At 41.7% G+C, this 15,538-nt stretch carries 20 protein-coding genes; all 20 read left to right on the forward strand.

Annotation, left to right across the window (positions count from 1 at the left end; translation table 11 throughout):
- Positions 1 to 18: 18 nt before the first annotated feature.
- The 20 genes from H9L42_RS04600 to H9L42_RS04695 all read left to right on the forward strand — a co-directional run bounded on the left by H9L42_RS04600 (position 19) and on the right by H9L42_RS04695 (position 15,534).
- Positions 19 to 228, forward strand: a complete 210-nt coding sequence (locus tag H9L42_RS04600; protein WP_187302213.1) for a hypothetical protein — start codon at positions 19 to 21, stop codon at positions 226 to 228.
- Between the two features lie 151 nt (positions 229 to 379).
- Positions 380 to 808, forward strand: coding sequence for a hypothetical protein (locus tag H9L42_RS04605; RefSeq protein WP_187302214.1), 429 nt, complete (start codon positions 380 to 382; stop codon positions 806 to 808).
- Positions 795 to 1,313: a hypothetical protein gene (locus H9L42_RS04610; protein WP_187302215.1), complete on the forward strand. Its 519-nt coding sequence runs from the start codon at positions 795 to 797 to the stop codon at positions 1,311 to 1,313. The genes H9L42_RS04605 and H9L42_RS04610 overlap by 14 nt, the downstream gene beginning before the upstream one ends.
- 84 nt (positions 1,314 to 1,397) lie before the next feature.
- A complete protein-coding gene (locus tag H9L42_RS04615; protein WP_187302216.1) occupies positions 1,398 to 2,411 on the forward strand; it encodes a hypothetical protein in 1,014 nt (337 codons plus the stop codon).
- 70 nt (positions 2,412 to 2,481) lie between these two features.
- Entirely contained in the window at positions 2,482 to 2,652 is a 171-nt protein-coding gene (locus H9L42_RS04620) for a hypothetical protein (protein WP_187302217.1), read from the forward strand.
- 11 nt (positions 2,653 to 2,663) lie between these two features.
- Complete coding sequence (locus H9L42_RS04625; protein ID WP_187302218.1) at positions 2,664 to 3,380, forward strand: hypothetical protein; 717 nt, start codon at positions 2,664 to 2,666, stop codon at positions 3,378 to 3,380.
- Between the two features lie 41 nt (positions 3,381 to 3,421).
- Positions 3,422 to 4,012 carry an RHS repeat-associated core domain-containing protein gene (locus H9L42_RS04630; protein WP_187302412.1) on the forward strand — a complete coding sequence of 197 codons (591 nt, stop codon included), beginning with the start codon at positions 3,422 to 3,424 and terminating at the stop codon, positions 4,010 to 4,012.
- A gap of 426 nt (positions 4,013 to 4,438) precedes the next feature.
- On the forward strand, positions 4,439 to 5,485 hold the full coding sequence (locus tag H9L42_RS04635; RefSeq protein ID WP_187302219.1) for an RHS repeat domain-containing protein: 1,047 nt from the start codon (positions 4,439 to 4,441) through the stop codon (positions 5,483 to 5,485).
- Between the two features lie 101 nt (positions 5,486 to 5,586).
- On the forward strand, positions 5,587 to 6,042 hold the full coding sequence (locus tag H9L42_RS04640; protein WP_187302220.1) for a hypothetical protein: 456 nt from the start codon (positions 5,587 to 5,589) through the stop codon (positions 6,040 to 6,042).
- Entirely contained in the window at positions 6,039 to 6,989 is a 951-nt protein-coding gene (locus tag H9L42_RS04645) for a hypothetical protein (RefSeq protein ID WP_187302221.1), read from the forward strand. Before H9L42_RS04640 ends, H9L42_RS04645 begins: the two co-directional genes overlap by 4 nt.
- A 133-nt stretch (positions 6,990 to 7,122) precedes the next feature.
- Positions 7,123 to 7,752 carry a hypothetical protein gene (locus H9L42_RS04650; RefSeq protein WP_187302222.1) on the forward strand — a complete coding sequence of 210 codons (630 nt, stop codon included), beginning with the start codon at positions 7,123 to 7,125 and terminating at the stop codon, positions 7,750 to 7,752.
- A 396-nt stretch (positions 7,753 to 8,148) separates the two neighbouring features.
- Positions 8,149 to 9,159, forward strand: a complete 1,011-nt coding sequence (locus H9L42_RS04655; protein WP_187302223.1) for a hypothetical protein — start codon at positions 8,149 to 8,151, stop codon at positions 9,157 to 9,159.
- Positions 9,160 to 9,282: 123 nt separating this feature from the next.
- Complete coding sequence (locus tag H9L42_RS04660; protein WP_187302224.1) at positions 9,283 to 10,878, forward strand: ankyrin repeat domain-containing protein; 1,596 nt, start codon at positions 9,283 to 9,285, stop codon at positions 10,876 to 10,878.
- A 108-nt stretch (positions 10,879 to 10,986) separates the two neighbouring features.
- Positions 10,987 to 11,301, forward strand: coding sequence for a hypothetical protein (locus tag H9L42_RS04665; protein ID WP_187302225.1), 315 nt, complete (start codon positions 10,987 to 10,989; stop codon positions 11,299 to 11,301).
- A gap of 28 nt (positions 11,302 to 11,329) precedes the next feature.
- Positions 11,330 to 11,701 carry a hypothetical protein gene (locus H9L42_RS04670; RefSeq protein ID WP_187302226.1) on the forward strand — a complete coding sequence of 124 codons (372 nt, stop codon included), beginning with the start codon at positions 11,330 to 11,332 and terminating at the stop codon, positions 11,699 to 11,701.
- A gap of 31 nt (positions 11,702 to 11,732) precedes the next feature.
- Positions 11,733 to 12,023, forward strand: coding sequence for a hypothetical protein (locus H9L42_RS04675; RefSeq protein ID WP_187302227.1), 291 nt, complete (start codon positions 11,733 to 11,735; stop codon positions 12,021 to 12,023).
- A 28-nt stretch (positions 12,024 to 12,051) separates the two neighbouring features.
- Positions 12,052 to 12,387, forward strand: coding sequence for a hypothetical protein (locus tag H9L42_RS04680; protein ID WP_187302228.1), 336 nt, complete (start codon positions 12,052 to 12,054; stop codon positions 12,385 to 12,387).
- Positions 12,388 to 12,419: 32 nt separating this feature from the next.
- Positions 12,420 to 12,833 (forward strand): hypothetical protein, encoded by a 414-nt coding sequence (locus H9L42_RS04685; protein WP_187302229.1) that lies wholly within the window; start codon positions 12,420 to 12,422, stop codon positions 12,831 to 12,833.
- A 492-nt stretch (positions 12,834 to 13,325) separates the two neighbouring features.
- The gene (locus H9L42_RS04690; protein WP_187302230.1) at positions 13,326 to 14,555 is read left to right on the forward strand and encodes an ATP-binding protein; all 1,230 of its coding nucleotides are present in this window, start codon (positions 13,326 to 13,328) and stop codon (positions 14,553 to 14,555) included.
- Positions 14,556 to 14,622: 67 nt separating this feature from the next.
- Positions 14,623 to 15,534 (forward strand): hypothetical protein, encoded by a 912-nt coding sequence (locus tag H9L42_RS04695; protein WP_187302231.1) that lies wholly within the window; start codon positions 14,623 to 14,625, stop codon positions 15,532 to 15,534.
- Positions 15,535 to 15,538 lie beyond the last annotated feature (4 nt).

Below are 15,538 nucleotides of genomic sequence, written 5' to 3' on the forward strand. Positions count from 1 at the left end.
AGCGTGAAATGAAGTATTATGTCTACAGGATTAAATCACTTTAAAAAGTCGGAAGGGTTCCTGGTAGAAGATGATGGGATGATTGTTGTCATTAAAGAAACATTTCTTGCAGAAGAAGAGATTGACTGCAACTACTTTTTAGAACTGTGGAATTTAGCAGAGGATGTTTGCGCATCTTTTGGACAGGAATTGAGAGAACTGAAAAATAATCAGAGAAAAAAACTTTAGGGGTTGCCAAATTAACGGAATTATCAGATAATATAAATGTGAAGAAAGTGAAAAGAATTTATGAAGTGAATGTGAAGCGATAGCAAAATAGGTACATAAAATATTGTAAGCAACAATATAAGCCCCTTTGCGAAATGAGAGGAGTGGCTTAATGAAAGCATGCTTGTTTTGGGGAATTCCGACAATAAATATAATTTTTATGAATATTTTTAAATATGCTGAAAATATATGCAGCTTCAGCGGAGCCTATAATTGGTGGGGCCAATTTTTATTGATTATTGTTGAGCTGATTTGCTATGGATTGCATTACCTTTTAGCCTTTTTAATGCCTGTTTTATTGTACAAACGCAAAAAAGAGCTTTGTTTTAAAAGTTGGTTGTTTGTTGTAATAGCTGTTTTAGCGGCGAATGTTATTATGTTGATTTTCGAGTTGCTTCAAGCAGGGATTGATCGTTTTCCTCAATACATGGTTGCGCCTGTGTGTATTACTATGGGTACAGTAATAATTGTATCCACCCTTGTCTGTAAAATGAGCAAAAGACAATTTACAGGAAAGGAAAGAGAAAATGAGAGTAAATAACTTTAGATTGGTAGGTATATCCTTATTGATAGGCAGCCTGCTGTCATTTGGGTTAACCTATTGGGAATTGGAACCTGTAATAATATATATGGAAGATCCGGCAATGTTGCCATTGTCAGCCTTATTCATTTCATGGTTTTGTAAGCTGATAGCAATTACAATGATGATACTCGCAATATTCCTAATAGGCGGAAAGATAAAAGAGTATAGAAAAGAGGGCGTCAAAATAAAGGCAGGAGAAAAAGCAGGGATTTTTCTCCAAATCCTTTCGATTCCTGTCATACTATTGACAGCCGGCGGAGTTTTGCCAAACTATATACTGACAGGAACAGGGATATTTCTGTTAGGCTTTGGGTTATTCCATTCTTTTCGACTAAAAAACAGGCTGGGAGGCCCCTTTATTATTGGGGGGATTGCGCTGATTGTATCAGCTATTAGTATTCCGTTGTCAGTTCAATCTGAAATGAGATGGGTAGGCGTATTTCAATTGATTCAGTGGTGCTAGAAGAATGCAATGGTGTTTATCATAAAGGGCAGATTGGCTGTAAGGGATATTAACTATAAATATATTGTAGTATGAGGAAAGAAGATGTACATTGAATTAAACATTGAGTTGAGAACGAAACAGGAGGAAGACTGGGAGGATGAAGAGTGGTATAGAACCGATCGATTTTCAAGCGAGGAAAGAAAAATCGTAGAACTTTTTGAAGGGAGTTTTCAGAAATATCATGTTCGCAGGAGACGGCAATACAGTTACAAGCTCACAACGAAAGATGAGGATTATGAGGAATTTTGGAACTTTCATGAGAAACATAAAAAGAAACTGAATATTGTTATCACAGGATATATCCTATATGAGCAGGAAGATTTGGAGGCTGCTGATGCATTTTTACTGACTTTTAAAAAAGGATGTTACTATTATGATGATTGGGATGAGGAAAAATACGATTGTATGGAGACGGTCAGTCCGGCACTGGGACAATGGCATCCGAAACCTCCCATTTATCTCAAGCTTCCAATAAAAACGAAAAGGTTATTTGTCCAAGGTATGGCTGGAGCAGATACTCCGGATGGAGAAAATTATATTTCACCGGCCTTACGCCAGTATCTGCTTTCCTGCGGTGTTGACAAAGAATTTTTCCGGCCGGCTTTTGCGAAAAGTAATCTGAATGAACCGATTGCGTGGCGGCTGTGGGGAGCGGATCATGTTTTACCGCAAGAAAGCTTCATGCCCTTTGAAAATCCGGAGGAAAAGATATGGCTACAGGATGCGGACACCGGTTATGTGAAGTGGATATGGAATGAATTGGATGAGAACGTGGATGAGGAGATACCGGATTGGGAGTTTTACATGAATGGAGACTTTAAACTATATAAAATGACATTGAATAAAGAGGGGATGGAAAGGCTTACTTATGTAAACGAAGCATACGAGTGTATAGGAAATATACGTCCTACGATTATTAACAAAGAGCTTTTCTGGATGATTGCCAAGCAGGTTCCTGAGATTAAAAAGTATTCAGAACCGATCTTTTTCTCTGAACATCCAAAAGGTGGATATAAAAAACTCCAGATTAGAGGGAAGTGTCATTGCTGCGACTAGAGGTGAAAGAAAAATGAGGTCGTGATAACATATATGTGGGCAATACCCATGATAGGTTAACGGAGAAACGGTGACAACCATAAAGGAAAACAAGGACGGAAAAGTGAAAGAATCCTATGGCTATACCTATGACAAGAACAGCAACATCCTTCAGGAGCGGCTTATCAGCCATTACGCGACAGCGGGCGGAAAGGAGCTGGACTGCACAAAAACTACACTTACGATAAGAACGGAAGGCTGACAAAAGCGGAAGTGATCAATCATACGGAAGGAGGGGCAGGCAGCGAAACGACTGAGTACACCTATGATTTGGCAGGGAACCGTGACAAGGAATTGACACCGGAAGGCCTGTTGTTGGATTACCATTATAACGGGCTGAATCAGCTGTTCCTGATAGAAACGGAGGAACAGGATGATACGGGAGAATGGCAGGTGCGCGCTACGGAAACCTATACCTATGACCGGAACGGCAATCAGACCGGAAAAACGAGCAGTGCGAGTGGAGAAACGATCTCCATGACCTATGACGCGGCGAATCGTTTGGCCGGCTACGAGAAGAAGAAAGACGGAGCCGCCCTCCTGAATCAGAAGAACCGATATAATGGAGAGGGACATCGGATTCGGAAAGAAGAGACGAAAGGGAAGGAAAGCAGCGTTCGGAACTACTATTATCAGGACGGCAAGGTGCTGTATACTACAGATGGAGAGAACCAGCGAAACAGTTTCAACCTGTTTGGCCGGGAAGGTAATGTAATCGCGACAGCCAGAGGCGCCGGAAGCAGTGAAACATGGTATCTGTATAACAAGGATGTTCGCGGGAGCACGTCCAGCCTGATCGATGATGGCGGAATTGCTGCTGCAGCTTATACATATGATGAATTCGGGAATACGACGATACGGGCTGGAGAGGATTTTGACAATGCCTTTTTGTCCAGCGCTTTAGCGGTGCCGACAAAACGGACAGCGTAGCAGACGAAGTCTGCGGAGGAGAGAGCGGAGCGAACGTTGAGATTTGCTATACCGGACAGGTGTATGACAAAGAGACGGGATTGTACTACTACAATGCCAGGTTTTATGATCCGGAAGACGGAAGATTTTTGGCACAGGATACGTATCGCGGGGAAAATATGGAACCGGATACGCTGCATCTGTATGCGTATTGTGCGAATAATCCGGTGAACTATGTGGATCCGAGTGGGCATAGTTCGGTTCCCACATGGCACAAAAAAACTATAACTTATAAAGTAAGAGGCAAAGGAACTTTAAAAGTAAAGTTTGAATGGTGGAAAAGTAAAAAAAGAAAGCAAGTAATTGTATATAAAGATGCCAAAGTTTCAAAAAAGAGTGCCTTTCTTCGAATTACTAAGATTTTTCGAAATGAAACAAAGCCACAGAGTAAGTATGTGAATGTGGTAAATATACAAGCTGCTTTAGCCATTTGGAAATGGCAGATTACGGGAGTTTCTAGTGGAATGTATCCATGGAGCGTTATGATATTGGATATAAATATTAGGGGGAATAAAAAACCTATGGTTAAGTATAGGAAAAAATCTGTAAGCTACAAGAAGTATAAAAAATGGAAATGGGGAGATTTTAACTAACCGACTTGCTGGGAAAAGAAGAAGGGCAGGTGTTGTATAGCATGAGTACGCCTAAAATTAACGGATGGAAAAGAATCATAACAATTAGAAGTATTGTAGGGGTAGCGGTTGGCTATCTTTGCATTGAATTGATATCCGAATATCTCCATTGGATACAGAGGTTGATAACGGTTCCGTATTTACTTGATATCATGAATGTAGTTGTGTACATTGTTTTATGTCTTATGATGTTTACAAATCTTTTGTTTGTGTTAACGGATCGGACGATAAGCGGAAAGAAGAAAGTACTGCAAGTTTTTTGTATAATTATAGTATTTGTGGTAACAGCATATATACCCGATATTATAACTAGAAACTTTATTTCTGCGGAAATCGTCTTAAGTTAAAATTGTAGGAAGGGAATAGATCTGTCGGAGAGCAAAAAAAATGTTCCTAGCTCAAACGAAGATTTCCATAATCTACGACGCGGCGAACCGTCTGACCGACTACGAGAAGGAGAAAGACGGAGCCACCCTCCTGAATCAGAAGAATCGGTATAACGGAGAGGGACATCGGATTCGGAAAGAAGAGACGAAAGGGAAGGAAAGCAGCGTTCGGAACTACTATTATCAGGACGGCAAGGTGTTGTATACGACAGATGGAGCGAACCAGCGAGACAGTTTCAACCTGCTGGGACTGGAAGACAATGTAATCGCGACAGCCAGAGGCACAGGAAGCAGCGAAGCCTGGTATCTATACAACAAGGATGTTCGCGGAAGTACGTCCAGTCTGATTGATGATAGCGGAACAGTCGTTGCGGCTTATGAATATGATGAATTCGGGAATACGACCGCTCGGATAGGGGAAAGCTTTGATAATGAGATTTGCTATACCGGACAGGTGTATGATAAAGAGACGGGGCTGTATTACTATAACGCCAGGTTCTATGATCCGGAAGATGGTCGATTCCTGACGCAAGATACATATCGCGGGGAACAGATGGAACCGGATACGCTGCATCTGTATGCGTACTGTGCGAATAATCCGGTGAATTATGTGGATCCGAGTGGACATGCATTTATTAGAACGTATACGAGAAATCAATGTAGAAACACATACTTTCTATTATTAGGAATTGACAAAACATTATCTGCCTTAGGGTGGATAAGCACGGGAAAAGCTTTTTGGAAAGTAAGAAAAAAAGGCAAGAAACAACTGATAAAAGTCCTTAAGAAGGAAATTAGAAGTGCGGGGCTATCCTATTTTATCAATACAATTATTAACTATCCCACATGGTTATACGGAAAATTGAAAAGGGGGTTTAAACTAGGAGGAACATCTTATATTAGAAATAGATATTATACGAAAAAAGGAAAATTTAGGGAAAGGTATGAAAAAATACTAAAAACTAAATTAGTTGGGTATGGCCCATCCAATTTTAATTTTTACTATTCAAGTAAACGAAAGAAGAACATTCCAATGGCAATAATTTAGATAGTAATGTCCGGGGGACGTATACTTTTCAAGAATACTTTCCCCCGGAGATGAAGAAAAGAATGTCTGAATTAAGAAAATGAGCCTTTTAGGAGGTACGCATGAAAGACATTAAAAAAGCATTTAACAGGAAACATGTATGTGCCTATTTATCAGCCGTGTCTGCATATATGGGAGTGTATATAGCCTTGTGCGTAATTGAATACTTTATTTCTAAAATACCAGAGATAGGTTCGTTTTTGTTTTACCCCTACTATGGGTATTCTGAAATAGGTTATCAAGGCTATATTTTTCCACCTATGTTTGCAACAGTGGCATCATACAGAGTGATATTCTTTTTTAAAAATATTAACTACGCAGGAGTTATAAGCGCGGTAGCAGCAACGGTTATAATCGTTGGCCTGATAAATTTACGTTTCCCTTTCAGACCGGAAGATGACGCTTTCCTGAGTGTACTTCTTATTTTGTCAGGGGTGGTGTTCTGGTGTTTAATCGATCTTGTGCCTACCCTGAAAAGAATCTTTGTCCATAGTAAGGAGAACGGCAAGAAACGATGACGAGAAAGAAATATCAAATGAATATCCCGGGACTGTCAGGTATAATTTCGTATAAGAGAAATTATCTGATTGTTGCAGAGGAATATAAAGTAGTGGTCTATGATTTGGAGACGCTAGAGCCAATCACAAAACTGAGTATAAGACATGTTCTGGGAATGGATCTGAATCTTTCAGAAGATATGGTATACTGCTACACAGTGGACGCAATTAAGATCTTTAGCCTGGAGACCTTTCGAGTTTTGAAGGTATTGGAACCGGAATTAACAGACGAGGAAGAGTGGGAAATCAAACAGTGTTATTCGGTAGGAATAAATTTACTTTTATTGGTCGTGCTGCTGTTCGGGGGTGATTATTTAGTAGTATTATGTGATACGGAAAATGGTGCGACAGAGACTATAATTACAGTAGAAGAGGACGATGCAATCCTTTTTGATAAAAAGCATGGGTTACAAATTGTAAAAGGAGATTTTTACCAACCGAGGAGCGAATCAAATGATTTGCAGATTGAACAGCGGCACTATCAGTCAGAACAATTTTTATTTAATACGGATATTGAAATTTTAAAATTATCAGCGGCTGAGACCAAAAAGTCGGGAAATTTATGCTATGGCGAACCGGAAGGGAAGTTCTTTCTGGCAATAGAATATGGGTTTTTTCAATCTTATTATCTTTTCCTGGATCAAGACTTCAGATTAATCGAAAGAATAAAGGCACCCATGAAAGACTACCCATCTGAAATTTGTTATTATGAGGACTACAACTTATTAATTTTGTTCTACGTTGATAAAAAAATTGTGGTCCTTGATACAAAAAATAACCGGTTTCAAATATGTACAATTTTGGATGCCGTACTCCCTTTTGGACATGTCCTGTTTAAAGAGACAAAGCAGCTGCTGATCTTTGAAGCAGAAAAGATCCAATGGGTAGATCTGGATCGATTTTCTTGAACCCGTAGAACCGGTATAATGGAGATGGACAGCGGAGCCGGGGGCGCTGCATCTGTATGCGTACTGTGCGAATGATCCGAGGATAGTATAGCATGCTTACATTACACGAAGAAAGGCACACAGAAAAGAAGCTATGAAAACAAAGTCGAGAAGCAACTCATCTGAGCGGATTTTCAAAAAATGGAATCCACTGACAATTATGCAATTTGTTTGGCTGTTTGGATGTAACAATATATTTTTCTGTAAAATTTTTGACGTGGGATTAATGACGGTAGAAGGAGATTACTGGGTATTTATTTTATGTGGAATACTTCCACCATTTTTACAGTTTAAAAGTATTGAGCGTGTAAAAGCAAGAGCTAAGAGGGAAAGCACTATGATAGCGGAACTTTACACAAGCAATCTGATTTGCATGGCGGCTCTTGTGGTGGGGGAACTTTTTCTATTGGGAGGGGAACTTAATATGGCAGAGTTCTTCCTGCGGGAAACGACAGTTCTGGTGTTTTGGTTCCTCTCCTTGTCATTGGTTTTGATTTACAATTATTTATGGTGGGCGGTTTGTGCGATTAATATTTTTATGGTTACGTTTTTATACAACCGGTTATGGAGTTGGTATCTGCAATCAGGAGGAGGGCAGAATTTGAACGCACGGTATGTTATGATAGGGGCCTTTCTTTGTGCTGCCGGACTGAGTTTTGTTTTCATAAGATACCGTATAAAAAAACTGTTTTGTGAAAAAGCAGACACAGGTAAGCAGAAATGAAGATGATAATTGAAAGTATAGTCTTATTGCTGTTAATTTCTTATTTGATGATTGATTTTATTTTAGAAGTCAAAAAGGTTAAAAAAGAAAAATATTCAGGGGACAAAAAGAATTTGATACGTTATATTTTAAAACGTGTGTTTGAGTTAAGTATACAAAATCCCCTGTTGACATGCCTATTGATCTTAGCGATTGTATTTTTTGTTATGCCTGATTGAGAATGAAAAAACGTACCAAACCGTCTGAACGGCTACGAGAAGAAGAAAGGCAGAACCGCCATTCTGAACCAGAAGAACCGATATGACGGAGGTAGACAGCGGAGCAGACGTGTCAGGACCCTATGTAGTAAAAAAGTAAAGAGAACTTCCCTGGGAGTTCACACTGAGAGGAGATGCGATGCATATTTGTCTTGATATTGAAATAAGACCCAGAGGCGTACTGGATGATGAAGAAATGGAAAATTTCTCACAATCGGATAGAAGAATTGTGGATGCATTTGATGAAGAATTTCAGAAATACCATGTATGGAGGAAACGGCCGCATGGTTATAAAATCACAAGCAAGGATGGGAAATATGAGGACTTCTGGCGATTCCATGAGAGGTATAAGGAACAGTTTGATATTGTAGTATATGGAAATATAGAATACGATGAGGAAGACTTTTTTAAAGCGGAGGCATTTATTCTGACGTTTATGAAACAGTGCTATTATTATGATGGATGGAATGAAGAAAAGTATGACTGTCTGGAAACGGTCAGTTCGGTATTGGGTCAATGGCATCCAAAAGCCCCTATTTATATCAAACTCCCGGCGAATACAGGGAAAGAATTTGCGATGCGGCCGGCCGGAGCGAATACGCCGGATTTTGAAAGCTATCTGTCACCACAACTATATGAGTATCTGATTTCCTGCGGAATAGAAAAAGAATTTTTTCGCCCGGCCTATGCAAAAAATAACCCTGACGATCCGATTGCCTGGAGATTATGGGGTGCGGATCATGTTCTGCCGCCGGAAAGCTTTATGCCTTTTGGCAACCCCGAGGAACATATATGGCTGCAGGATGCGGATACCGGCTATGTAAAGTGGGTGTGGGATGAGCCAGAAGACAGTGATATTGATGATGAGGAGGATGATGATGAGGGTGAAGATTACATGCCGGACTGGGAGTTTTATCTGAATGGAGACTTCGAAGTTTACCAGATGACATTAAATAAAGAGGGGATTGAACAACTTGCCTGGGTGAACGAAGCTTATGAATGTATTGGAAATATTCGACCAACATTGATAAAAAAAGAACTGTTTTGGCTGATCGAAGAAAAAGTTCCAAACATTAAACGACGCTCAACGCCTGTTTTTTTCTCAGAACATCCGAAAGGCGGATATAAAAAGCTCAGAATCCGGGAATAGTGCGTCTGTAATGGCTATAGAGAAAAGGCGTAATCAGGGCATGGAAGCATATGAATAGGATATGAGAAAAAATAATTTCTCATAGAAACAGACAGCTGCAAAGCATTATGAAGAGGAAAAGAAATGAAACGTTTGATAACAATTGCTCTTTCTGGAAGTGTGCTCCTTTTGTCCCTTACAAGCTGCGGGTTTCTGCAAAAAGAGGGACAAAAGTGGAAGATGTATGTAGCGGTAACGGGAAACAATCTGCAAGGTGTGCGGGAAGTGCTTCGTCAGGAGCCGGATTTGGATCTGGGAAAACTCGGTTATTCTGAAAGCACGCCTTTCAGAATCAAAGATGAGCGCGCTCTGGCGATTGCCTTCAGTGGCAGCGATGATCGGGTGATTCAAGAACTGCTGGAAAAGGGAAACGTGGAGATAGAGCAGGAAAAGGAGGAAGATTGGTTCTATCTGACAGAAGCAGTATGCAATCGAAGCCTGAGCGTAACAGAAGCACTGATAAAACGGGGAAGTAGCGCGAATATGGGGGAAGAGCCAGCGCTGGAAGAGTTTCTTGCTTTTGTACATCCCGGTGTGGCGGACGCGAAGCGCCGGGCTCAGTGTCTGCTTGCGGCCGGCGCGGAAGTCTCAGACAAGCTTATGCATGCTGTTTTAAACAATGAATGGAGGTACTGGTATGCTCCGCCGATGCTGGAATGGCTGACGAGTCAAAAGATATCAAGCGGGGAGAGTTCCGCGCTGGAAGCAGCGATTCGCGGTGAAGATCAAATCCTGCGGAAATCAGTTCAGGAGGGAAGGGTACCTGAGAAAGATAAAAAGGATGTAACCTTGTTTGCCGCCGCGTTTTGTAATGTGAAAACTTTAGAAACCATGCGAAAAGAAGGCTATTCGTTTCATATTCGAGATGATTATGGCATGACTCCGCTGCATATCGCGGCTCTTTGCAACTCAAAGGAAGCGGTGGAATTTTTTCTGGAACAGGGACTGGATCCGGAAAAAAAGGCTACAGAATCCAGATATAAGGCAGTAACCTATGCCGCGATTGGAGGAAAACAGGAGAACCTGAATCTTCTGATGCAGGGGAGAGAACGCCTTCCAAAATGGACCTGGAGCGCGGCCTGCAGTTTTGGAAGTCGGGAATCTGTGCAGTGTCTTCTCGCGGAAGGCTATCAGCCGACAGAATGGGATTGTTATTCAGCCTATACGGATTGTACCGAGAGTGTGTTTCAGGAATTATTGAAAAGAGACATACCCTATGATGTGAAAAATCAGGGAGACGGCGTTCTGGAAGAGGCATCCGAAGCGCATGTGGAGCGGCTGCTTGCGGAGGGGGCAAAACCGACTGTAACGACTCTGGAACGAGCCATTGAATGGAGGAATGACGCGTTAATCCGGCAGATTGTGAAGGAATTAAAAACACAGAAGGTGGATCTGAGCACGAAAGGATGTTCTGCTTTGGAAAATGCGATTGCGATTGGTGACTTGAAAAGTGTGCGGTATTTGGTAAAGCAGGGGGTTGCGATTAACGCTATTATAGCGGATGTGGATTGTGATTATACGCCTATGCATGTTGCCGCGCAAAGTCCAAGCGTTGATATTCTGAAATTTTTGATTGAAAATGGCGGAGACATTCAAATCAAGGATGGGGATGGAAAAACACCATATGATTATGCGAAAGAAATGGAACTGAAAGATAACATGGAGCTGTTGAAACCATAACCAACCTGATTACGAAAAAAGAGGATGCGAAAAAAATCCAGAATGCCTGTGAAAAATGGATTCAAACATGTCTGCCATAGAATGATAAAGCGTGAGGAGCCTGTAAAAATGTTAAAAAGAAAATTATTTTGTTGCATGGTGATTCTTGTCCTTCTGAGCGTAACTGCCTGTGCGGGAGGAGATACCAATGACGTTTGCAAAGGGATTCATATTTCCGCTACAGAACAGGAAGATTCCTGGGAAGAAGATGGACATCGCATTCTTATAAAAAAGGATGGCGTAATTCTATCACTTGTCGCCGAATCCGGAATCGAAAGAATTTCAAATCACAGTTCGTGGGGAAAACCGATTGCGGGAAATTGCAAGTGCCGGGAGCGTATTAATAAAGGGCGCAGATGCCGCAGCATCTTTAAACCTGGATGATGGAGTGAGAACCCATGAGGATCTTGTTATGCAAGATGTAGTTGTGAGAGGAGGATATTTTAAATCCTTTCGTAATATGGAAATCGTGGGGGATTCGCGATTATACGCGGAAAACAGCACAGAAGGAACGGATATTTCATTAACAGCAAAAATACAGGCAAGAAAAAAGCTTTCCATCAATCTGGCGGGCGAAGGCACGATTATTATTAACAACGCGGAAGGTCTGCTTCCCATTCATGCGTGTCCGATTGAACTCGGCAAAGACAATAATATTGTAGAACCTCGGAATGTAGTTTTAAAAAAGGAAGATTCCATTGACGGAGCTGATTCCTGTACTATTCAGAATAAGGATGGAAGCTTTGCGGAAGAAGTAAAAATTGTGCATCAGCAGAAGAAGTAGATGTGGACCTTATAGAGGAGGAAAAGCTGCGATGAAAAATAAATCTGTTGTTTTTAAGGAGTATTCTACGGCATTGCTTACAATCGGCAGTGTTATTGCCGGTACATTCAATTGCTTATTTTATTATGTATATGACATATGGATGTATGTTTACTTTCTCATGAACATTTTAATAATAAGCGCGTTGATTTATTTGTGCTGGCGTATACATGATAAATTCATGAAAGAAGATGGGCTTGGCATTCTTTACCTGGTAGCAATAACGGTTGTAATCCCATTTGCTCTGGGAAGCTTCCTGTCACTGGTTTTCGCAATCGAATAGGCGGCATATTGTCGCAGGGGGAAATCCAATGCATACATTTCATAGAAAAGTTGTACCGATTATTGTGCTCCTGAATTTCATTATTAGTTTCTGGATTATTTCTCAATTGAGATTTTCATTGCTATTCAAAGAAATGGGAAATTATGACCGGGCAGGATTAATGATAGGATTACTTTTGATAATTGTTATTAATGCAATCGTCATTGCGGCTGCGAAGAAAAGGTACGGTGATAAACTCTCCATTTCAGGCTATATCATCTTTGTCATCATCATTCTGAGTGCTTCTCCGGTTATTATGCACGGTTTGGTAGTGCTTATCAGTAAAATATTCCATATGTCAGGGGTTGGATTTAGTATGGTATAAATCATCATCAGAACTCAAGCAGGGAGGGATTTATGAGGAAAAAAACAAGAAGAATATTAATCATCATCATGGCAGTGATTTTAGCATTCGTATGCTTTTTCCTATACTCTACAACAGGAAAGAGAAGTGATATAAAAGAGAGAAATGAGATTAAAAAAACGGTAGAAAAAGCTTTGCGGATCAAGTATGGGTGGATGCGAAATGAAAATATAAAAGACATTGCCACAATACAATGCCAGAAACAGCTTAAAGAAGATGATTTTTATGAAAGATTGACCTTTTATATGATAAATAGAGATTTCATGGATACCTGCTATGAGGAAGGCCCGAATAAAGTAAGAGTATGTGTGGAACTTTATGATCCGGATCTTTTATTCGCAATCTTTACGCTGGAAAAGACGAAAGAGGGGAAATATTTAATAACCCGTTATGAGTGTGATGTGTAAAATTTAATCTGTATATGGTCCTGATTTTGAAATAAAGCCCGGGGATTATATTTGATGAAGAAAACGCGGGCAAACATCCTGCCTTTTCTCCCGGTGCTGTTTGCCCGGAAGTCGTCTGAAGCTGCCATGAGGGTAAACATCCTATGGTTTTTTTACGACTTGTTTGCCCGCTTGCTTCCAATAAGGTGAATTTCGCGGAGAAAAGAGGGAGATTTTAAGTCTCCGGGCAAACAACCCACCTGTGTTTACACCAATGTTTGCTCCCAGGCCTTCCTGCCAGCAGCTGTGGGCGAACAACCACTTGCTTTAGGCAGCAATGTTCGCCCGCGGTATGGGCTTTCAGCCAAGGTGTGGGTGAATATGGAGGGTGAACTGTGGCTTTCACACGAAGTGGATAACCGATAGTTTGTCGGAATTTACCATTGACAAGCAAAAAAAATCAGGATAAAATAAATTGGAATTTATATTTTCATAAAAATGAGGAGCTGTGTTATGGTATATATTGAACGTGCACTGGAAAGAAAGTTCCTGCATATGGCGGATTATTTTAAAGTAGTTCTTGTAACAGGCGCGCGTCAAGTAGGAAAAACGACGATGTTAAAGCATCTGGCTGAGGGAGAAGACAGAACTTATGTCACCATGGATCATACAATGTCCAGGATACTTGCCCAAACGGATCCGGTTCTGTTTTTTCAGACCTACAAGCCGCCGATTATCATTGATGAGATACAAAAAGCGCCGGAATTGTTCGAACAGATCAAAATTATGTGTGACGAAACGGAAGAACGGGGATTGTTCTGGCTGACCGGTTCTCAGCAGTACAATGTGATGAGGCAGATCCGTGAAACTCTGGCAGGAAGAGTTGGGATTTTAGAATTATACAGTCTTTCTAAATCGGAAGTCGATGGGGAGCGTTTTTCAAATAAGTTGGATTTTTCCCTTCCCTGTCTTTTGGAGCGACAGTCGGTTGCGAAGAAAAAGAATGATATTGAGGATGTGTTTGAGCATATATGGCGTGGGGGAATGCCGGATACATTGCAGGCCGATGCCGAACAACATCAGGAATATTTTAACTCCTATATTGAAACCTATCTAATGCGCGATGTGGCGGAGGAAGGAGGGATTACCGATACGGTACGGTTCCGAAAATTTCTCAATGCCTGTGCGGCACTAACGGCAGAACAGGTGAATTATAAGACGTTGGCGGAAGCCGCTGAAATTTCGCAGCCAGTCGCAAAGGAATGGGTGCGGATTCTGCAGGGTTTGGGGATTATCCGTCTTTTGCCGCCCTTTGCAAATAATGAACTGAAGCGGCTCTCCAAAACACCGAAGCTGTATTTTTGTGATACCGGCTTGTGTGCCAGTCTGTCTATGTGGCTTACCCGAGATACTCTGCTGCATGGAGCCGCAAGTGGACATTATTTTGAAAATTATGTAGTAATGGAACTGCTGAAGCATTTTGCCTATTCCCCAGATAAGGCCAACCTGACCTATTATCGGGATTCCAATGCCAAAGAAATTGATGTGATCGTGGAAGAAAACGGGTTTGTTCATCCGTTGGAAATTAAAAAGTCCGCGAATCCGGATCGCAGAGAGATTAAGAAATATGCGTTGCTTGATAAAACAAAACAGCAGCGCGGCTGCGGTGGGATTATCTGCATGTGCGAGGAAGTGATCCCAATTGATGAAAAAAACTGCTTTATTCCATGTAACCTGATATGAAAAAATAATTTCATCTTTCGAACATATCTCCATGATTTTGGGAATACCATGAATCATGGAGATGTTTATGAAGCGGAAAAAACGGAATTTCATAATCGCGGGCGCTCTTACATCGGCCTGCTGCCTTTTTATGGTGCTGTTTCCATCTGTGGCTGTCTATTCCGCGCAGAAGGGGATTTCCCTCTGGGTTACCAGCGTGCTTCCGGCGCTGCTGCCCTTTTTCATCTGCGCGAATTTTTTGAACTACATGGGGGCGGTCAGTCTGATAAGACCCAGTCTCTTTCCCTTTGCCATGAGCGTGCTGTCCGGCTATCCCATGGGAGCGAAGATCATCGGGGATATGAGGCGTGAGAATGTAATTTCTCCCCGGGAAGCCAAGCGGATGATCAGCTTTTGCAGCACGTCCGGCCCCACGTTTATGATTGGAGCAGTCGGGGTAGGGATGTTGGGTTCCGCTTCTGCCGGAGTATTAATCGCGGCGGCCCACTATCTGGGAGCGATGATCAACGGTGTTTTTTACTCGCTGCTGTTTTCCGGAGGAGAACGGTCATCTGCCCGTCCGATAAAACGAAAAAACAGTGATCTGCTGGAGCTGTTTACCGAAGCGATTCTGTCGGCCTTTAAATCTCTGGCTGTGATCTTGGCTTACATTGTTCTGTTTATGTTCCTGACGGATCTGCTTCATATGAGCGGAGCATTCTCATGGATTCCCTACCAGCCGGCAAAAGCGGCTGCCAAAGGATTCTTTGAAATGACCGTAGGCTGCGGCGCGCTGTCGGAGTGCGCGGGACTTTCTTTTGAATGGATCTGCATCCTGGCGGCCATGATTCTTTCCTGGGGAGGACTGTCCATCATCGGCCAGTCTATGAGTATGCTGTCCGGGTCGGGTGTGCCCCTGCCGTATTTTCTGCTTACCAAACTGACTCATAGTATTTTTGCCGGTCTGATCGCTTTCTTTCTGACCCTGTGTGTGGTATGATAAT

Source organism: Zhenpiania hominis (assembly GCF_014333425.1).
Classification (GTDB): Bacteria; Bacillota; Clostridia; order Peptostreptococcales; family Anaerovoracaceae; genus Hominibacterium; species Hominibacterium hominis.